The following is a 14,337-nucleotide window of genomic DNA, read 5'->3' as shown; positions in this document are numbered from 1 at the left end:
CCCGGATCTCTCCGGGGCCTTTCACCTGTGTGCACTCGGCAGGATTCGAACCTGCAACCTTCTGATCCGTAGGCGTGTTCCCCCTGGATGAGCGACCCGTCAACCAGCCCTTGAGCGCGCACAATTCACGGGGCCCAACCCACGCCGGTCCACCGTTGTACGCCGGTGTCCGTGGCTGTTGATGTCAGCGGTTGATGTCAGTGCGCCGCACCGTTTCCCCTGGTCACGTCGCAGTTCGGCCCACTTGAGTCGGCACTTCGACGCGTGCGCTATCGGCGCCCACCGGCAAGAGGTCTTCCGGCATGGCCAACTCTCCTGCCGGGCGTTGGGCAAGCCACCCTGAGAGCCTGTGCGCCGGCGCCTCGGTACGCACGTGCTTGAACCCCAACCGCTCGTAGTAGGCGTGCAGCCCGGTATTCGTCCGCCAGGTGTCGATGCGCACCCAAGAACGTCCCTCAAGCGCTGCCAGCCGGGACATCCAGTCGATGACGCGCGTGCCAAGGTGCTGGCCAGACGCTTCACGGGCAACGATCAGCTTGTACAGATAGAGCGCTGATTCGGGGTGATCCGCGTCTGTCCAGAAGTCCCGGTCAACTGGGCCGCGACTGACTGTCGCGAGCACCCGTTCACCCTGGTCGACCACGACCCACGCGCGCCCCTCATCTATGCTGGCGCGCCATTTGCCGATGGCCCGTTCGCCCGTTTCCGGGTCGCTCCACTGATCCGTGCCTTTGGTGCGCAACCACCCCTCAGCCTCTGTTCGCAGAGTCAAGAGGGCGGGGACATCCTTCGCCGCTGCGGGGCGGAGGTACTCAGTCTGTGCCGACTTCATAGAGGATCTTGTGCCTGTCTCCGGGGAGGATTGTGACCATGCAGCGGAGGGGCCGACCATCCGCGTCATAGCCCGTTCGGGTGTGCTCTGCGATCGGTGTTGCCGCAGGTAGAGCAAGTAGTTCAGCCTCCTGGCGAGTCGGCATGCGCACTGAGATCTCGTCCACGTACTTGGTCTGGACGAGCCCAACGGAGGCCAGGATGCCGCCAGGTGCGGAGACGTCTCGGGGCTCCATGAGGGGTGTACCGCTGACGAGTTCCTGAGGGAAGTACGAGTCAGCAAGGGCGTAAGGCCGGTTGTCTATGAACCGGACGCGCTTGCGTGCCACGGCCAGCCCGTCGGCAGGTAGTTCAAGGCGCTCGCGGACGTGGGGCGGAGGTACAACGATCGAAACACTGATGTCCTGCCGGGGGGCGTTCCCGTTCTCCGAAATGGCGCTCGCCCACTGGTCACCGGCGGTCCGTCCTTCAACCGCGTTCGCGTGCCGACTCCGACTCTCCAGCGTCGTCCAGTTCCACACGACAGGGGGGTAGTCCTCACGGACGTACTTCCCCTGACCCTGGCCCGTGACGACCAGCCCTTCCTCAACGAGTTGGCGCACGCCGGCGCGAACGGTCTCGCGGCTGTAGCCGTACTGGCTCATCATCTGCGTTTCGCTCGGGAGCGCATCACCCCCCGCCAACGCCCCCGACAGGATCTTTTCACGCAGGTCATAGGCGATTTCCTGTGACTTGGTCATACCGCGTCGCACCGGCAACGGATCTCCTCCTCCGACTCCTCCGTACAAGTTAGACCAGGGGGCTTGACTCTCCAAGCTCATCCGGTGCAATCTTTTGCCCAGGCACTCCTCCAGACAAGTCGGACGGGGTGTCACGTACGGTTCTGCCGTACAGGTAATGCCCGGAGGAAAGCCCCTGGTCACGGGGGTGAGTACGAAGGAAGCGCTCGTTCCTTGACAACTGAATGGGGATCACGCCGCCTCTCCTCGGCCAAGTAGGCGGCCACGCGGGATCTCTCGCGTGAGGTACAGCGCAACCCGACCTTTCCGCAGCTCACCGCTGCGCCGGTTGCCTCCGCTGCACGTCTCGCACGTGCGGCGCTGAGGGGAGCCGGATCCACCGACTTCAACGGCGCGCGGCCCCGGTGCTCGAACACCGGGGCCGCTGTTCGGGCCGTTCCTCTCTGGAAGGAACCAGACCCTATGAACCCCATCGTGACTGTTCAGGACGCTGTTACCGCGTTCGCCGACTGGATCGAACCGACGGACGCGGAACTGGACGCGATCGAGAACGAGATGCCCGTCATCCTGGCGGACGTCGACCTGCTGGACGCGCAGATCATCACCCTGGACCGCACCCCGACCGAGCTGGACGCCCGCCGGATCCGCCGGGCCCGGCGCAGGGCGCTCGCCGCCCGGGTCGCCCTGCTCAACCGCACGGCCGGCGAGACCGTGCCCGGCGGTGCCGCATGAGCACCCCGACCGGACAGAGCCTCACCGACGCACACGCGGAGGTGCGGGCCGAGATCGCCCGGACCGACAGCAAGACCGCGCTCCTGCTCGCGTTCGTGGGCGCGGTCCTGGCCGGCGCCTGGACCATCGGTACCTCCCTCCCCCTCAACCCGCCGGCCGTGGTCGTCGGCGTGCTGGGGATGGCTTTGCTGGTCGGTGCGGCAAGCCTGCTGCTGACTTCGGTCCGCCCGAACCTGAACGGCGGTCACGGATTCCCGCTGTGGGCGACCCTGACCCCGGAGCAGGTCACCGAGAGCCTGTCGCGGGATCTCGCCGCGGACATCGCGGGCTTGTCCCGCCTCGCGGTCGTCAAGTTCACGTGCCTGCGTCGTGCGGTCGACCTGACCCGCGCCGGGGGCGCCCTGCTCGTGCTCGCCGTGGCGCTGACGCTGGGGGGTGCGGCATGAGGCACCTCAACGCCAAGCGCTTGTTGACCGTGCTGCCGGCGGTCGCGATGACGGCCGTGTCCATGGTGCTCACCCTGGCCGTGGTCATGATGTGGCTCGGTACGGCCGTGCCCTGGTACGTCGCCCTGGTCGTCGGGCTGGGCATCGACGGCGGATGGCTCGCCACCCTCGCCTACGAGCGGCGCCTTGCCGCGCAGGGCGACCACAGCAACGCCGTTACCGCCGTGGGCTGGTCGTTCGGGGCGGTCGCCTCCGGTGTCCTGATCACCCACGCGGTGACTGCCGAGGCGTCGATGGGGGCGTGGCTGGCGGTGGCGTGGCTGCCGCTCGCCGCGAAGGCTCTGTGGCTGGTCCACGGGCTGTGGGAGCGGACCGCGCTCACCCCGGCCGCGCTGGACATGATCCGAGGCATTCAGCAGGAAGCCCGTGACGACGCGGCGGTGGCCCGCGCCCGCCTGCGGGCGGAAGCGTCGACCGAGGAGACGCGGCTGACGGCCGTGACCGAGGCGGGCGCCCGCGTCGCACGCGTCCAGGCCAAGACCGCCGAAACCCTTGCCGGGGCGTGGTCGACGCTGGAGACGGCGCGTAAGGGCGAGAGCACCGGACGGGCCCTGACCAGCGTGACGGCCCGCGTCACGCCCGACGTCACACCCTCGTGGGAACTCCCGGTGTGGGGCCCCTCGGAGCCGGTTGCGGCGCTGGAGCCGGCGCCCGCGCTCAGTGACGCGGCGCTGGACACGCTGGTCGATGAGATCCGGACCAGCGAGCAACCGCCGTTGTCGTACCGGGAGATGGCCACCCGCTTCCGCACCGCCGGCCACTCCGCCTCCGAGGTCCGCCTGAGGGCCGCCTGGAAGCGCGTCATCTGATGGCGGCGCTGCCGGTATTCCGGTGGCACCTGGCGCCGGACGGCTACGCCACCCGCCGCCAACTCCGGGCCCGCAACCTGCGTCCCGGTGGTCAGGGGGTGGCGGCGCAGCTCGAACGCCCCCGCCGCCGGCGGCCCCCGCTGGTCGCCTACCTGTACCGGGTCGACCTGGCCAAGCCGGTCCGGCCCATGACCCCGGCCAGGTGGGCGGCGCTCGCCAAGGCCAATGCCGCCCGCCGCGTCTGCCCCGCCTGCCGGCGTGACGCCGGATACGTCATCCCTCCTTCGCTCGGCACCTGCGCGCCGTGCGCCTACCCCGACCCGACCAGGACGGAAGGGACTGCCTGACATGGGCAACAACTCGGAGATCCGCCGTATCGACCGAGAGATCCGCAAGACCACGAACAAGCTGGAAGCGGTCCGCCGGGGCGAGTGGTGGCCGCTCACCGGCCGCGAGCGCCGGGACATGCTCCGTGCGATGGCCGGTGGCGCCCGCAGCGTCTACAAGGGCCGCAGCACGGGCAGCGCGGACGACCGGATGGACTCCATCGGCACGGCCGCAGAGACCCGGCTGAACGCGGAACTGAACGCCCTTTACTTCGAGCGGCGCCGCCTGCTCACCGAGGCCAAGCGCGACAAGGCCGCCAAGAAGTCGTCCGGGTGGTGGTGAGCATGGACCGCCGTTGCCCCGCCGCTCACCCCGACGACCCCACCCCGTGTGTCGGTCAGGTCGTGGTGACCGTGCTGGACGCGCACAACGCCGGCGCGGACGGGTGCGAGCACCACGGCGCCCGCCTCCTGGCCAGCCTGGACCGGGCCCGCGTCTACCCGTTGCCCGACGCCCCGGCCGGCAGCGCCATCCGCGTCTTCACCGCCGCCGACACGCTCCGCCCCTTCTGCTGGGTCGACGGCCCCCGCACCCGCCCGGACCAGCTCAGCCGTGCCGAGAACCGCGCGCGCTCCCGCGACCTTCCCTCTCTCGCCTCCCGTTCTGGAGACCTGCCGTGACCGAGAACGTCATCAACCTGCACAAGCCCACCGACCCGCCGACCGGCGCCAACGCCCCGACCGTGCTCACGGTCGTCCCCGACCCGGCGCCGGCCCCGCGGTTGCCGCTGTGGGTGCGCTCCGGGCGCGCCGTCAAGGCAGCCGCGACCGACGAGAACACCAAGACCGTGGTGCGGGCGGTCGCCCGGCACGGCCTGTACACGTTCAACGGGGGCCGGATCGTGGCCCGTCGCACCTGGGACGGCCGTACCGGCGCCCGCTACGAGCGCATGATCCGCGCGGCTGAAGCCGCGGGGAACCTGGAAGTGGCCGAGGAGTGGGAGGAGCGTCTCCAGCGCTTCCGCCAGGCTCGCCACCACCGCCGCATGGACCTCCTTCACTCGCCCGTGGAAGCGGCCAAGGGCGTAGCCGTCGGCACCGGTATGGGAGTCGGGGTCCTGGTCGTGCTCGGGGTCGTCATGGCCATCAACACGAAGCGGCCGGCGGACGTCATCACCCCGCTCGCCGCGACCATCGACTTCATCGCCACTCTGATCCGGATCGTGCAGATCGTGTGGGGGCCCGCGCTCACGATCGCCCCGTTCCTGGCCCTGCTCGCCTTGTGGTCGGTCGGTGCGCACCAGAAGGCGGCCCCGTCGTGGTCGATGCCGGAGCACCAGCGATCGAGCGAGGGTGAGCCGATCACTCCGTCCATCGTGGTCAAGGCCTTGCGCGACCTCGGAGTGCCCGCGCTGCGCAACGCCATCAAGGACATGGGCGACGCCGGCGCGTCGATGCTCGGGCCGATCCGGATCGCCGGATGCGGTGTCGAGGTGGACGTCACGCTCCCGTCGGGGGTGGCGACGAACGAGGTGCAGCAGCGCCGCCGGAAGCTCGCGGAGAACCTGACCCGGCACGAGCACGAGGTGTTCATCACGATCCCCGAGGCGGCCCGCACGGTCCGCCTGTGGATCGCCGACTCCGGCGCCCTGGACGAGCCAATCGGCCCCTCTCCGCTGGTCACCGACGAGACCATGACCGCGAACTACAAGACCGGCAAGGCCCCGTGGGGTCAGGACCTGCGCGGCGACGCGGCAGAGCTGAGTGTGTACCAGCGCCACATGCTGGTCACCGGCCGCTCGAACCAGGGCAAGACCGCATCCCTGCGTGCGATCGCCCTGTGGCTGGCCCTGGACCGCTCCGTGCAGTTCTGGATCGCCGACCTCAAGGGCGTAGGCGACTGGAGCATGTTCCGGGGAGTGGCGGACGTGCTGATCGAGGGCCCGTCGGATGACCACGTGATCCAGGCGACCGAGATGGTCGAGGACGCGGTGGAAGAGATGAACCGCCGGATCCAGGTGCGGCTCACCGACCCGAAGGCCGTGTTCCCGCCGCTGATCGTGCTGGTCGACGAAGCGCAGAAGGCGTTCATGTGCCCGGCCATCGACGACCAGAAGCGCCCCTACGGCGGCGCGAAGGCCACCAGCCGGTACTTCATGGCCGTCCGCACGATCCACAACCAGGGCCGCGCGGTGGACGTGCTGATGTGGCAGGGCACCCAGGACCCCACCGACCAGAACCTTCCCAAGCTGGTCCGGGAAGGCGCCCACACCCGTGCCTCCCTCGTGCTGGGCAGCGAGTCGCAGGCGAAGATGGCGCTCGGGGACAAGGCCGTCGAGGACGGCGCGGCCCCGCACATGCTGCGTCAGGGGCTGGATAAGGGCACGCTGGTGGTCGCCTCGGACGGCATCACCATGCCGACGGGCCAGTCGTCCATCACGGTCCGCACCCACTTCATCGACGACGAGCCGGCCGAAGCCATCGCCTCGCGGGCCCGCGCGCTCCGGGACGGCATCACCACCCTGCGCGCCGTCGACCGCACCGAGGAACGCGACCGGCTCGCAGACATCGCCGCGGTGGTCGGTACGGACGCGCGGGTGCTCACTCAGGAAGTCCTCAAGCGGCTCGCCGTGCTGGCTCCGGACGCCTACGGCAACTGGTCGTTCATCGACCTCAAGCGCGTGCTGGACGGCACCGGGGCGGAGCCGTACAAGTCCGACGGGCGCATGGTCATCGGCCGCGACCGGCTCGCCCGCGCGCTCGCCGACCGCGACGAGACGGATTCCGCTTCTGCCTCCGAGTGACAGGGAGCCGACCCGTGCCGGGTCAGGGAGGCAGGGAGAACTCCCTGAACTCCTCCCTGACCCGCCTCCCTCCCCCTGACCTGTGCGAATGATCAGTCAGGGAGGCAGGGAGGCACCCCAGGTCAGGCCCCCGAAACCCCCGTTTCAGCGCCCCCGGCAGGGGGTGTCTTCTCCTCCCTGAACCGTGACCGGAAGGGATTCCGCATGTTCCCCGAGACCACCCCCGAGACGTCCCTGTCGGGCGTTCGGATGAGCGATGACGTGGCCGCCGCCGAAGCAGCCCGGATCATCGCCGACGCCTACAAGCCCGCCCCCGACACCCCGACCTCCTACCGCGACGACAGCCCGCTTCCCGCCTACGGCGACACGCCCCCGGTCATGCAGCCGGACCGGCGGATCGTGCCCGCGTGGGCCGCCGGGACCGCCGTCGCCGGCATCGGCGTCGGAGCCGCGTTCGTCGGCGTCGGGTGCGGCGTCTGGCTCGCCTGCCAGGGCTTCGCCGCCGTCTCCCTCACGTCCGTTCTGTTCGTGACCCTGCCCATCGCCGCCGTCGCCGGCGTCTTCGCCGCCATCGGAACCGCCCTGCGCTCCCTCAAGGCCGTCCACACCGAGCACCACCACCACTACCGGGGCCCGGTCCGGCAGGAGAACAACACCACCCACACGCGCGGCCTGATCGCCCGCACCCGCAACGAGCACCACGGCTGACAGGAGACCCAACGACCATGCCCCGCCTGCGACTCAAGGTCATCGACGGCTGCCGCTTCCGCGCCCTGGTCCTGACCGACACCCCCCGCCCCGACTGCCCGGACTGCAACGGGCGCGGGGGCACCGTGGAGCACTACGGCTACCCGGACACCGGGGAGTACTGGGGCAGTGGATGGGAGTTCTGCGCGTGCTGGACCGCGCGCCGTCTGACCCTGCTGCCCCTGCCGCGCTGGATGCGCCGCACCCCGCCCGGCGGCTACAGCGCCAAGGCCCCGTTCTAGCTGCGCCAAGGGCGGCCCCCGTCTCGCCAAAGTCCGGGGCCGCCCTTGTCATCCAGCACGCTCACAACGACTGGAGACATCCAGAATGACGCAACCGACCGACATTCGGCGAGTGCCCGGCTCGCCACCGACGATCGTCGCCCTGTGCGCCGGCTACGGCGGCCTGGAAGCCGCGATCCGTGCCCGCATCGGCGGCCGTATCGCCGCCTACGCTGAGAACGACCCGCACGCCGCGACGGTGTTCGCCGCACGCCACCCCGGCGTGCCCAACCTCGGGGACATCACGGCCGTGGACTGGGACCAGGTCCGCGACATGTACCGACCGGACGTGATCGGGGCCGGTTTCCCCTGCCGCAACACCTCCAACGCCGGACGAAGGGACGGGATCAATGGCCAGTGGTCGCGCATCTGGAAAAACGTCGCTCAGGCTGTGGGCCACGTTCGACCGCGCCTCGTCTTCCTGGAAAACGTGGCGGCGCTCCGCTCGCGGGGGCTGGACGTCGTCGCCGCGGACCTGGCCGCGATCGGGTATGACGCGCGGTGGACATGCGTACGCGCTGGTGACGGAGAAGTCGGGGCGCCGCACGAGCGGGACCGCTGGTTCGCAGTTGCCCATCCCGCTGATGCCGACCCCGACCAGCTCGGACGGCACTGGCGGCCCCGGCACCAGCCCGAACCGCAAGGGCGGACTGAACCTGCGCACGGCCGTCACCCGGCTGCCGGCGCCCCCGCCGGGAACGTGATCCTGCTGCCCACACCGGCCGCGCGGGACTGGAAGTCCGGCGCCTCCAACCTGCTGGAGCGCAACTCCCCCCCGCTGAACGAGTTCGTGGTCAATCGCCTTCCCGGCCAAGCCGACTGGGTCTCCACGGACGGCATCGACTACGGGCCGGCCATCCGTCGTTGGGAGCGCGTCACCGGGCGTGCGGCGCCGTGTCCGACGGAACCGGGCACCCGAGGAAACCGGCGCCTGTCGCCGGCGTTCGCGGAATGGATGATGGGCCTGCCCGCCGGCTGGGTCACAGCCGTCCCCGGCGTCCCCCGCAAGAACCAGCTAATGATCATCGGCAACGGCGTGGTCCCCCGGCAGGCCCACCACGCCTACGGCCTCCTGCTGGGCACCTCCCAGGCCACACCGACTCTGGGGGTGGCCGCGTGAACGAGCACCTGCGCACCGCGCTGCGTCTGGCGGCCGACGGCGTGCCGCCACTTCCCCTGCGCCGGGGGAAGCTGCCGTTCGGGAACTGCCCGGCCTGCGCACACAACGGGTGCGGTGGCCGGCCGAACATGAAGACCCCCGGCCCCTGCATGTGCCCCCTGCCGTGCCACGGCTGGGCCGCCGCCACCACCGACCCGCACGTCCTCAACTCCCCGCCGTGGGCGTCGGCATGGCGGCACGCGGCCACGGTCGCCTACCACCCCGGCGGTGCCGGGATGACCGTGGTCGACCTGGACGACCCCGCCGCCGTCCAGTGGGCCCGCCAGACCCTGCCCGCCACCCGGACCGTGCCCACGACGCGGGGCGAGCACTGGATCTACCAGGGCACCATGCCGTCCTCGAACGGCGTCCGACCGGGAGTCGACATCAAGTCCCTTGCGGCGTACGCCCGTTGGCTCGGAAACGGCACGGGCGCCACGACGCCCCTCCCGGCCGTTGTGTGCGCGCTGGCAGTAAAGGACCCGTCGCCCGCGCACAGGGCGCCACAGACGCTCTCAGTGCCTCTGAGGGGTCATGGGGGCGAGTGCCCGCACCGCACGCCCACCTATCTGGAGCGTGGGATCACCATGGCCGTGCAGCGGATCACCGAGGCCCGCAGCGCCGTCCATGCGACCGTGTACCGCACGTTCCTCGCGGTGCTGTCGACGCACGGCCGGTGCGGCTGCCTCACCGACGCCCATGTCGCGCGGCTGTTCACCGCCGCGCAGTCCAAGGGCGAATCCTCTCGCCACTGCACCGACGCGTGGGTCAACGCCCTGACCACGTTGGGACTGTGACCATGTCCGACGACGACAAGAACCCTGCCAGGGAAGTCATCACCGACTACGCGCAAGCGCACTTCCGGTACTTCCGCACCGCCGACGGGACCGTGTACGCGCAGCGCAACGGCCACCCCGTCGCCCGCCCAATCCGCTCCCAGGGCACCACCGGCAGCCACCGCCAGGAACTCATGGTCGGCCTGTTCCGAGACGGGTTCGGCGTGTTCAACGGAACCGCGCTCAAGGAGGCACTCGACTTGATCGAAGCACTCGCCCTGACCGAGGACGTGCAGCCTGTACACATCCGCGTCGCGCCCGGATTCGACGGCGCGACGTGGCTGGACCTGGGGCGCGCCGATGGACAGTCCGTCCGCATTCACCCCACGGGGTGGGACATCGCCGTCCCCGACCCGCGTGAGGTGTGCTGGCGGCGCACCCAGCTCACCGGCGAACTCCCGATGCCGGTCAAGAACACCGAGGGCAAGGGCATTGACCTGCTGCTGAGGTTGTGCAACTTCGCCACGGCTGAGACGGAGTGCCTGGCCATCGCGTGGCTGGTCGGGTGCCTCGGTCCGTCCGTGCCCGTCCCGGCGCCGTTCCTCACCGGCCCGCAGGGCGCCGGCAAGTCCACCGGGGGCCGGATGCTCGTGCGGATCATCGAGGGCATGACCGGCGACCTGCGACGCGCCCCGAAAGATGAGGAGAACCTCCTTGCGGCCGTGGCGGCGGGATGGGTGACCGCGCTGGACAACCTCTCCCACATGAGCCCGGACCTGTCCGACGCGATGTGCTGCATCGTGACCGGGGCCGAGAACGTCAAGCGCGCGCTGTTCACAGACGGGGACGTCTTCCGCGTCGGCTACCGCCGCCCCCTGCTCCTGACCGGCATCGATGTCGGCGTGATCCGTCCCGACCTGGCCGAACGGCTCCTGCCGTTGCGGCTGGAGCGGCCCCGGGTGCGGCGCACCGAGGATGAGCTGTGGACGGAGTACGCGCAGGTGCTGCCCATCGTCCTCGGCTCCCTCCTGGACCTGACCGTCAAGGTACGCGCGGCTGAGGCAGAGACCCCGACCGACCTGCGCATGGCGGACTTCGCCCACCTGTGCGCGCAGTTGGACGCGGCAACCGGCCTCGGTGCGCTCGCCGCCTACCGGGCCAGCCTGGACGACCTCAACGACGACGTCATCGAGGGCGACCTGTTGGCACAGACCGTGTTGCAGCACGCCGCGGGCATCGAGCCGGGGGCGGAGCAGCGGATGACGTCCACGGAGTGGCTGCACTGCCTCAGCCGCGTCTACACCGGAGAGGACTTCCGCCCCCTGCCCAAGGGATGGCCGACCACCGGCAAGGTGCTCTCCGACCGGCTCAAGCGGCTACAGCCGACCCTCGCGGCGCGAGGCGTGCTCATCGACTCCGGCCGCAACCGCGACGGCCGCTACATCCTGATGACCCGCACGCTCGCCGCGCCCCCGCACGAGCAGCAGGCGTTCTGACCGGCGTCCGGCCGTTCAAGCAAGAGGAGCACCACCGCCCCAGCGTGCTCCTCTTGCTGTTCGGCGCTTGCGCCGCCCGATGGTCGTGCCGCGAAGCGGCTCCTTCTTCACGCCCTGAGGCGCACCCAACCACCCCGAAACACCCCCTCTTTTTTCCTAAGTAGGGGAACGCTGCGTCACAGCGTCACACGATCTTGGAAAACGGCGAGTGACCTGCGCATAAGCGCGTGACGCAGACGGCCCGTCTCTGCGTCACGCCGCGTCACCTGCGTCACGCGTGACGAACGGCCTGCGTCACCCGTGACGCACCCCCGACGCTCTGCGTCACACCAAAACCGCAGGTCAGAAGCCTGGGTGACGCAGGTGACGCTGTGACGCAGAAATCCAGACCTCGGACAAACGCGTCGGCCCCTTCCTGAGGAGCCCCCGCGCCAACCAACCCCCGGCCCGCTTCTCCTCACCCCAGGGAGATCTCCGCATGACCACCGCCATGCCCCCGAGTCCCGAGGCGTTCAAGGTCCCCGAAGTCATGTCCGCGCTGCGCCTCAGCCGCAGCAAGGTCTACGACCTCATCCGCTCCAAGCAACTCGAAAGCTTCACGTCCGGGCGCGCCCGCCGCGTCCCGGTCGACGCCGTACGCCGGTACATGCAGACCCGCATTGAGGAGACCGACTGATGCCCAAGCGCCGCGCCAACGGTGAAGGAACGATCACGAGCCGTTCGGACGGTCGGTACCAGGCCGCCGCCTACGTCTACCGCCCCGACGGGACCCGCACCCGGAAGTTCGTCTACGGCCAGACGCGGCGAGAGGTCGCCGACAAGCTCACGGAGTTGCAGGAGAAGACCCGTCGGGGCATCCCGGCGGCAGAGTCCACGATGGCGTTCGGCGACTACCTGACCTACTGGCTCGCTGCCATCGCGTCGGGGCGGCTCAAGCCGTCCACGCTCAACAGCTACGAGGGTCTGACCCGTCTGTACATCCGGCCCGCACTCGGAAAGAAGCGCCTGAACCGGTTGTCGCCGGCGGACGTGCGCCGGTTCCTGTCGGAGTTCAAGGTCTCGTGCCTGTGCTGCCTCCGGGGCGCGGACCAGGAACGCCCGGAGGAGAAGCGCTCTTGCTGCGCGGTGGGGCGTTGCTGCGAGCGCCGCCCGTCGGCCCGCACCGTTCAGTACGTCCATGCCGTTCTGCGGTCCGCGCTCCAGCAAGCGATGCGCGAGGAACTGATCGCACGGAACGTCGCCCGGATCGTAGAGACCCCGACCGTCACCCCGAAGGAGGTACGTCCGCTGGACGGCGCCGAAGTCCGCCTGTTGCTCAAGACCGCCCGCCCCCACCGTCTCTACGCCCTGTGGTTGCTGCTCGTGTCCACAGGCCTGCGACGCGGCGAAGCTCTCGCACTCACCTGGGAGGACATCGACCTGAAGAACGGCCAAGTCCGCGTCCACAGGAACGTGCAACGAATCCGGCGTGAGCTGATCTTCGGCACCCCCAAGACGACTCGATCGATCCGCAAGGTGTCGCTCCCGAAGGCCTGCGTGCGGGCACTCGTCCAGCACCAGGCGCAGCAGGAGCAGGAACGCAAGGTCGCGGGGAAGAAGTGGCAGCCCGTACCGGGCCAGCCCGCCGGACTGATCTTCACCACGACAACCGGCCGCGTCACGGACCCCCGCAGTCTGAACCGAATGCTGACCATCCTGTGCCGGGACGCCGGCGTGCCGCGCGTACGCGTGCACGACCTCCGGCACACGTGCGCCTCGCTGCTGCTCGCCCAGGGCGCAGACGCTCGCACGATCATGGAAACACTCGGGCACAGCACCATCACCATGACGCTCGACACCTACGCCCACGTCATGAACACGACGCTCCGGGCCGCCGCCGATCGGATGGACGACGCTCTTGGACTGGATGAGCCGAAGGAAGATTCACCCGAAGAGCAGGAGCCGGGCACCGAGGAGTGATCGGCACTTTCACCCGCGTTGATGTCAGCGGTTGATGTCAAAGGCCCCCTGGAACAATCCCAGGGGGCCTTTGACCTGTGTGCACTCGGCAGGATTCGAACCTGCAACCTTCTGATCCGTAGTCAGATGCTCTATCCGTTAAGCTACGAGTGCTTGTTGTTTTGTTTTCCTGTCCTCGCTCCCGGCCCTTCCGGCCCGCTCGCGGCGACAGGAAGAACATTACATGACTGCCGCCGCCATGTGAAATCCGTTAGGCGCACCCCTTGTGAGCTGCGGAAACGCCGTATCGGGTGGGTTCGGGGAGCGGTGGCGGACCGGGGGGCGGGAGGGCGCGTGTGCCGTCCGGCTGACGGGTGGGTGTCGTGGCGGCGGGGCCGTGAACGCGAATCAGGGAGCCCAGACCGAAACGGTTGGACTCCCTGAGTCAGATGCGGAGGCGGAGGGATTTGAACCCTCGATGGGCTTTAAGGCCCAAACCGCATTAGCAGTGCGGCGCCATAGACCGGACTAGGCGACGCCTCCAGCACATCCGCTCGCGCGAGCGCGAGTGGTGCGTGCAGATGATGACACAGTCGAGCGTGCTGTCACCAATCGGCTCCCACGGTACTAGGCAGCCGGGCCGCAGGGCAAAGGCCTTCCCCTGGCGGGAGCGCCGCGCAACGTCCGGGTGGGCCGCGCGTTGGGCAGGGTATGTCTCACTTCGCCGTGCGGGGCGCCCTCGGGGCCGTCGCCGCCGTCCTCGGGTCCGTCCCCGCCCTGCCCGCCTCGGCCTCCGTCGGGGCCGACCACCTCACCGTCACCGTGCTCCACGCCGGGGACGGGCGGGACGGGACGTACGAGCTGTCCTGTCACCCCGGCGCCGGCAGTCACCCGGACGTGGGCGGGGCCTGCCGGGTGCTTGACCAGAACACCCGCTGGGGCCGGGACACCTTCGCGCCGGTCGCCCCGGGCACCGCCTGCACCATGCTGTACGGCGGCCCGGCCACCGCCCATGTCACCGGGAGCTGGGCCGGCCGCCCGGTCGACGCCACGTACGACCGCGGCAACGGCTGCGAGATCGGACGCTGGGACCGGATGGTGCCCCTGCTGCCCGGCCTCGGCTGACGGACAGGCGGCCGCCCCTATGGACGGCACAGGTGTTTCACGGGCGCGGCCGCGCTTCCGTAAAAGT

At 69.8% G+C, this 14,337-nt stretch carries 17 protein-coding genes and 2 tRNA genes; 15 read left to right on the top strand and 4 right to left on the bottom strand.

From position 1 onward, the window contains the following. Positions 1–223: 223 nt before the first annotated feature. Together ACFY0P_RS11110 and ACFY0P_RS11105 are read right to left on the bottom strand one after the other, a co-directional pair. Positions 224–832 (bottom strand): GNAT family N-acetyltransferase, encoded by a 609-nt coding sequence (locus ACFY0P_RS11110; RefSeq protein ID WP_388909811.1) that lies wholly within the window; start codon positions 830–832, stop codon positions 224–226. Beyond that, on the bottom strand, positions 813–1,571 hold the full coding sequence (locus tag ACFY0P_RS11105; protein WP_388909808.1) for a GntR family transcriptional regulator: 759 nt from the start codon (positions 1,569–1,571) through the stop codon (positions 813–815). The genes ACFY0P_RS11110 and ACFY0P_RS11105 overlap by 20 nt, the downstream gene beginning before the upstream one ends. Positions 1,572–2,033: 462 nt before the next feature. Between ACFY0P_RS11105 and ACFY0P_RS11100 the strand changes: the two genes are divergently transcribed. The 14 genes from ACFY0P_RS11100 (at position 2,034) to ACFY0P_RS11035 (ending at position 13,166) form a co-directional block, all read left to right on the top strand. Next, positions 2,034–2,303: a DUF6284 family protein gene (locus ACFY0P_RS11100; protein ID WP_388909805.1), complete on the top strand. Its 270-nt coding sequence runs from the start codon at positions 2,034–2,036 to the stop codon at positions 2,301–2,303. Continuing rightward, positions 2,300–2,749, top strand: a complete 450-nt coding sequence (locus tag ACFY0P_RS11095) for a Pycsar system effector family protein (protein WP_388909802.1) — start codon at positions 2,300–2,302, stop codon at positions 2,747–2,749. The genes ACFY0P_RS11100 and ACFY0P_RS11095 overlap by 4 nt, the downstream gene beginning before the upstream one ends. Beyond that, positions 2,746–3,618 (top strand): protein spdB, encoded by an 873-nt coding sequence (locus tag ACFY0P_RS11090; protein WP_388909799.1) that lies wholly within the window; start codon positions 2,746–2,748, stop codon positions 3,616–3,618. Before ACFY0P_RS11095 ends, ACFY0P_RS11090 begins: the two co-directional genes overlap by 4 nt. Beyond that, entirely contained in the window at positions 3,618–3,965 is a 348-nt protein-coding gene (locus ACFY0P_RS11085; RefSeq protein ID WP_388909796.1) for an RRQRL motif-containing zinc-binding protein, read from the top strand. The genes ACFY0P_RS11090 and ACFY0P_RS11085 overlap by 1 nt, the downstream gene beginning before the upstream one ends. A gap of 1 nt (position 3,966) precedes the next feature. Continuing rightward, complete coding sequence (locus tag ACFY0P_RS11080) at positions 3,967–4,287, top strand: hypothetical protein (RefSeq protein WP_388909793.1); 321 nt, start codon at positions 3,967–3,969, stop codon at positions 4,285–4,287. A 2-nt stretch (positions 4,288–4,289) separates the two neighbouring features. Then, complete coding sequence (locus ACFY0P_RS11075) at positions 4,290–4,625, top strand: hypothetical protein (RefSeq protein WP_388909790.1); 336 nt, start codon at positions 4,290–4,292, stop codon at positions 4,623–4,625. Beyond that, positions 4,622–6,748, top strand: a complete 2,127-nt coding sequence (locus tag ACFY0P_RS11070) for an FtsK/SpoIIIE domain-containing protein (protein ID WP_388909787.1) — start codon at positions 4,622–4,624, stop codon at positions 6,746–6,748. Before ACFY0P_RS11075 ends, ACFY0P_RS11070 begins: the two co-directional genes overlap by 4 nt. A 204-nt stretch (positions 6,749–6,952) precedes the next feature. Beyond that, positions 6,953–7,456, top strand: a complete 504-nt coding sequence (locus ACFY0P_RS11065) for a hypothetical protein (protein WP_388909784.1) — start codon at positions 6,953–6,955, stop codon at positions 7,454–7,456. A 17-nt stretch (positions 7,457–7,473) separates the two neighbouring features. Further along, positions 7,474–7,737, top strand: a complete 264-nt coding sequence (locus ACFY0P_RS11060) for a hypothetical protein (protein ID WP_388909781.1) — start codon at positions 7,474–7,476, stop codon at positions 7,735–7,737. Positions 7,738–7,822: 85 nt separating this feature from the next. Beyond that, positions 7,823–8,896 carry a DNA cytosine methyltransferase gene (locus tag ACFY0P_RS11055; RefSeq protein ID WP_388909778.1) on the top strand — a complete coding sequence of 358 codons (1,074 nt, stop codon included), beginning with the start codon at positions 7,823–7,825 and terminating at the stop codon, positions 8,894–8,896. After that, entirely contained in the window at positions 8,893–9,732 is an 840-nt protein-coding gene (locus ACFY0P_RS11050; RefSeq protein ID WP_388909776.1) for a DNA primase, read from the top strand. Before ACFY0P_RS11055 ends, ACFY0P_RS11050 begins: the two co-directional genes overlap by 4 nt. 2 nt (positions 9,733–9,734) lie before the next feature. Continuing rightward, positions 9,735–11,207, top strand: a complete 1,473-nt coding sequence (locus tag ACFY0P_RS11045; protein ID WP_388910110.1) for an ATP-binding protein — start codon at positions 9,735–9,737, stop codon at positions 11,205–11,207. A 478-nt stretch (positions 11,208–11,685) separates the two neighbouring features. Then, entirely contained in the window at positions 11,686–11,883 is a 198-nt protein-coding gene (locus ACFY0P_RS11040) for a helix-turn-helix domain-containing protein (protein ID WP_388909773.1), read from the top strand. Further along, a complete protein-coding gene (locus ACFY0P_RS11035) occupies positions 11,883–13,166 on the top strand; it encodes a tyrosine-type recombinase/integrase (RefSeq protein ID WP_388909770.1) in 1,284 nt (427 codons plus the stop codon). The genes ACFY0P_RS11040 and ACFY0P_RS11035 overlap by 1 nt, the downstream gene beginning before the upstream one ends. A gap of 80 nt (positions 13,167–13,246) precedes the next feature. Here the strand turns inward: ACFY0P_RS11035 and ACFY0P_RS11030 are convergent. Together ACFY0P_RS11030 and ACFY0P_RS11025 are read right to left on the bottom strand one after the other, a co-directional pair. Further along, positions 13,247–13,319: transfer RNA gene (locus tag ACFY0P_RS11030), tRNA-Arg, on the bottom strand. Positions 13,320–13,597: 278 nt separating this feature from the next. Further along, positions 13,598–13,688: transfer RNA gene (locus ACFY0P_RS11025), tRNA-Ser, on the bottom strand. A gap of 168 nt (positions 13,689–13,856) precedes the next feature. On the opposite strand from ACFY0P_RS11025, the gene ACFY0P_RS11020 reads away from it, so the two are divergent. Beyond that, the gene (locus tag ACFY0P_RS11020; protein ID WP_388909768.1) at positions 13,857–14,270 is read left to right on the top strand and encodes an SSI family serine proteinase inhibitor; all 414 of its coding nucleotides are present in this window, start codon (positions 13,857–13,859) and stop codon (positions 14,268–14,270) included. The last annotated feature ends 67 nt before the right edge of the window (positions 14,271–14,337 follow it).

It is taken from the genome of Streptomyces sp. NPDC001714 (assembly GCF_042892755.1).
Taxonomy (GTDB): Bacteria; Actinomycetota; Actinomycetes; order Streptomycetales; family Streptomycetaceae; genus Streptomyces.
This window is presented reverse-complemented; position numbering and strand designations above follow the sequence as displayed.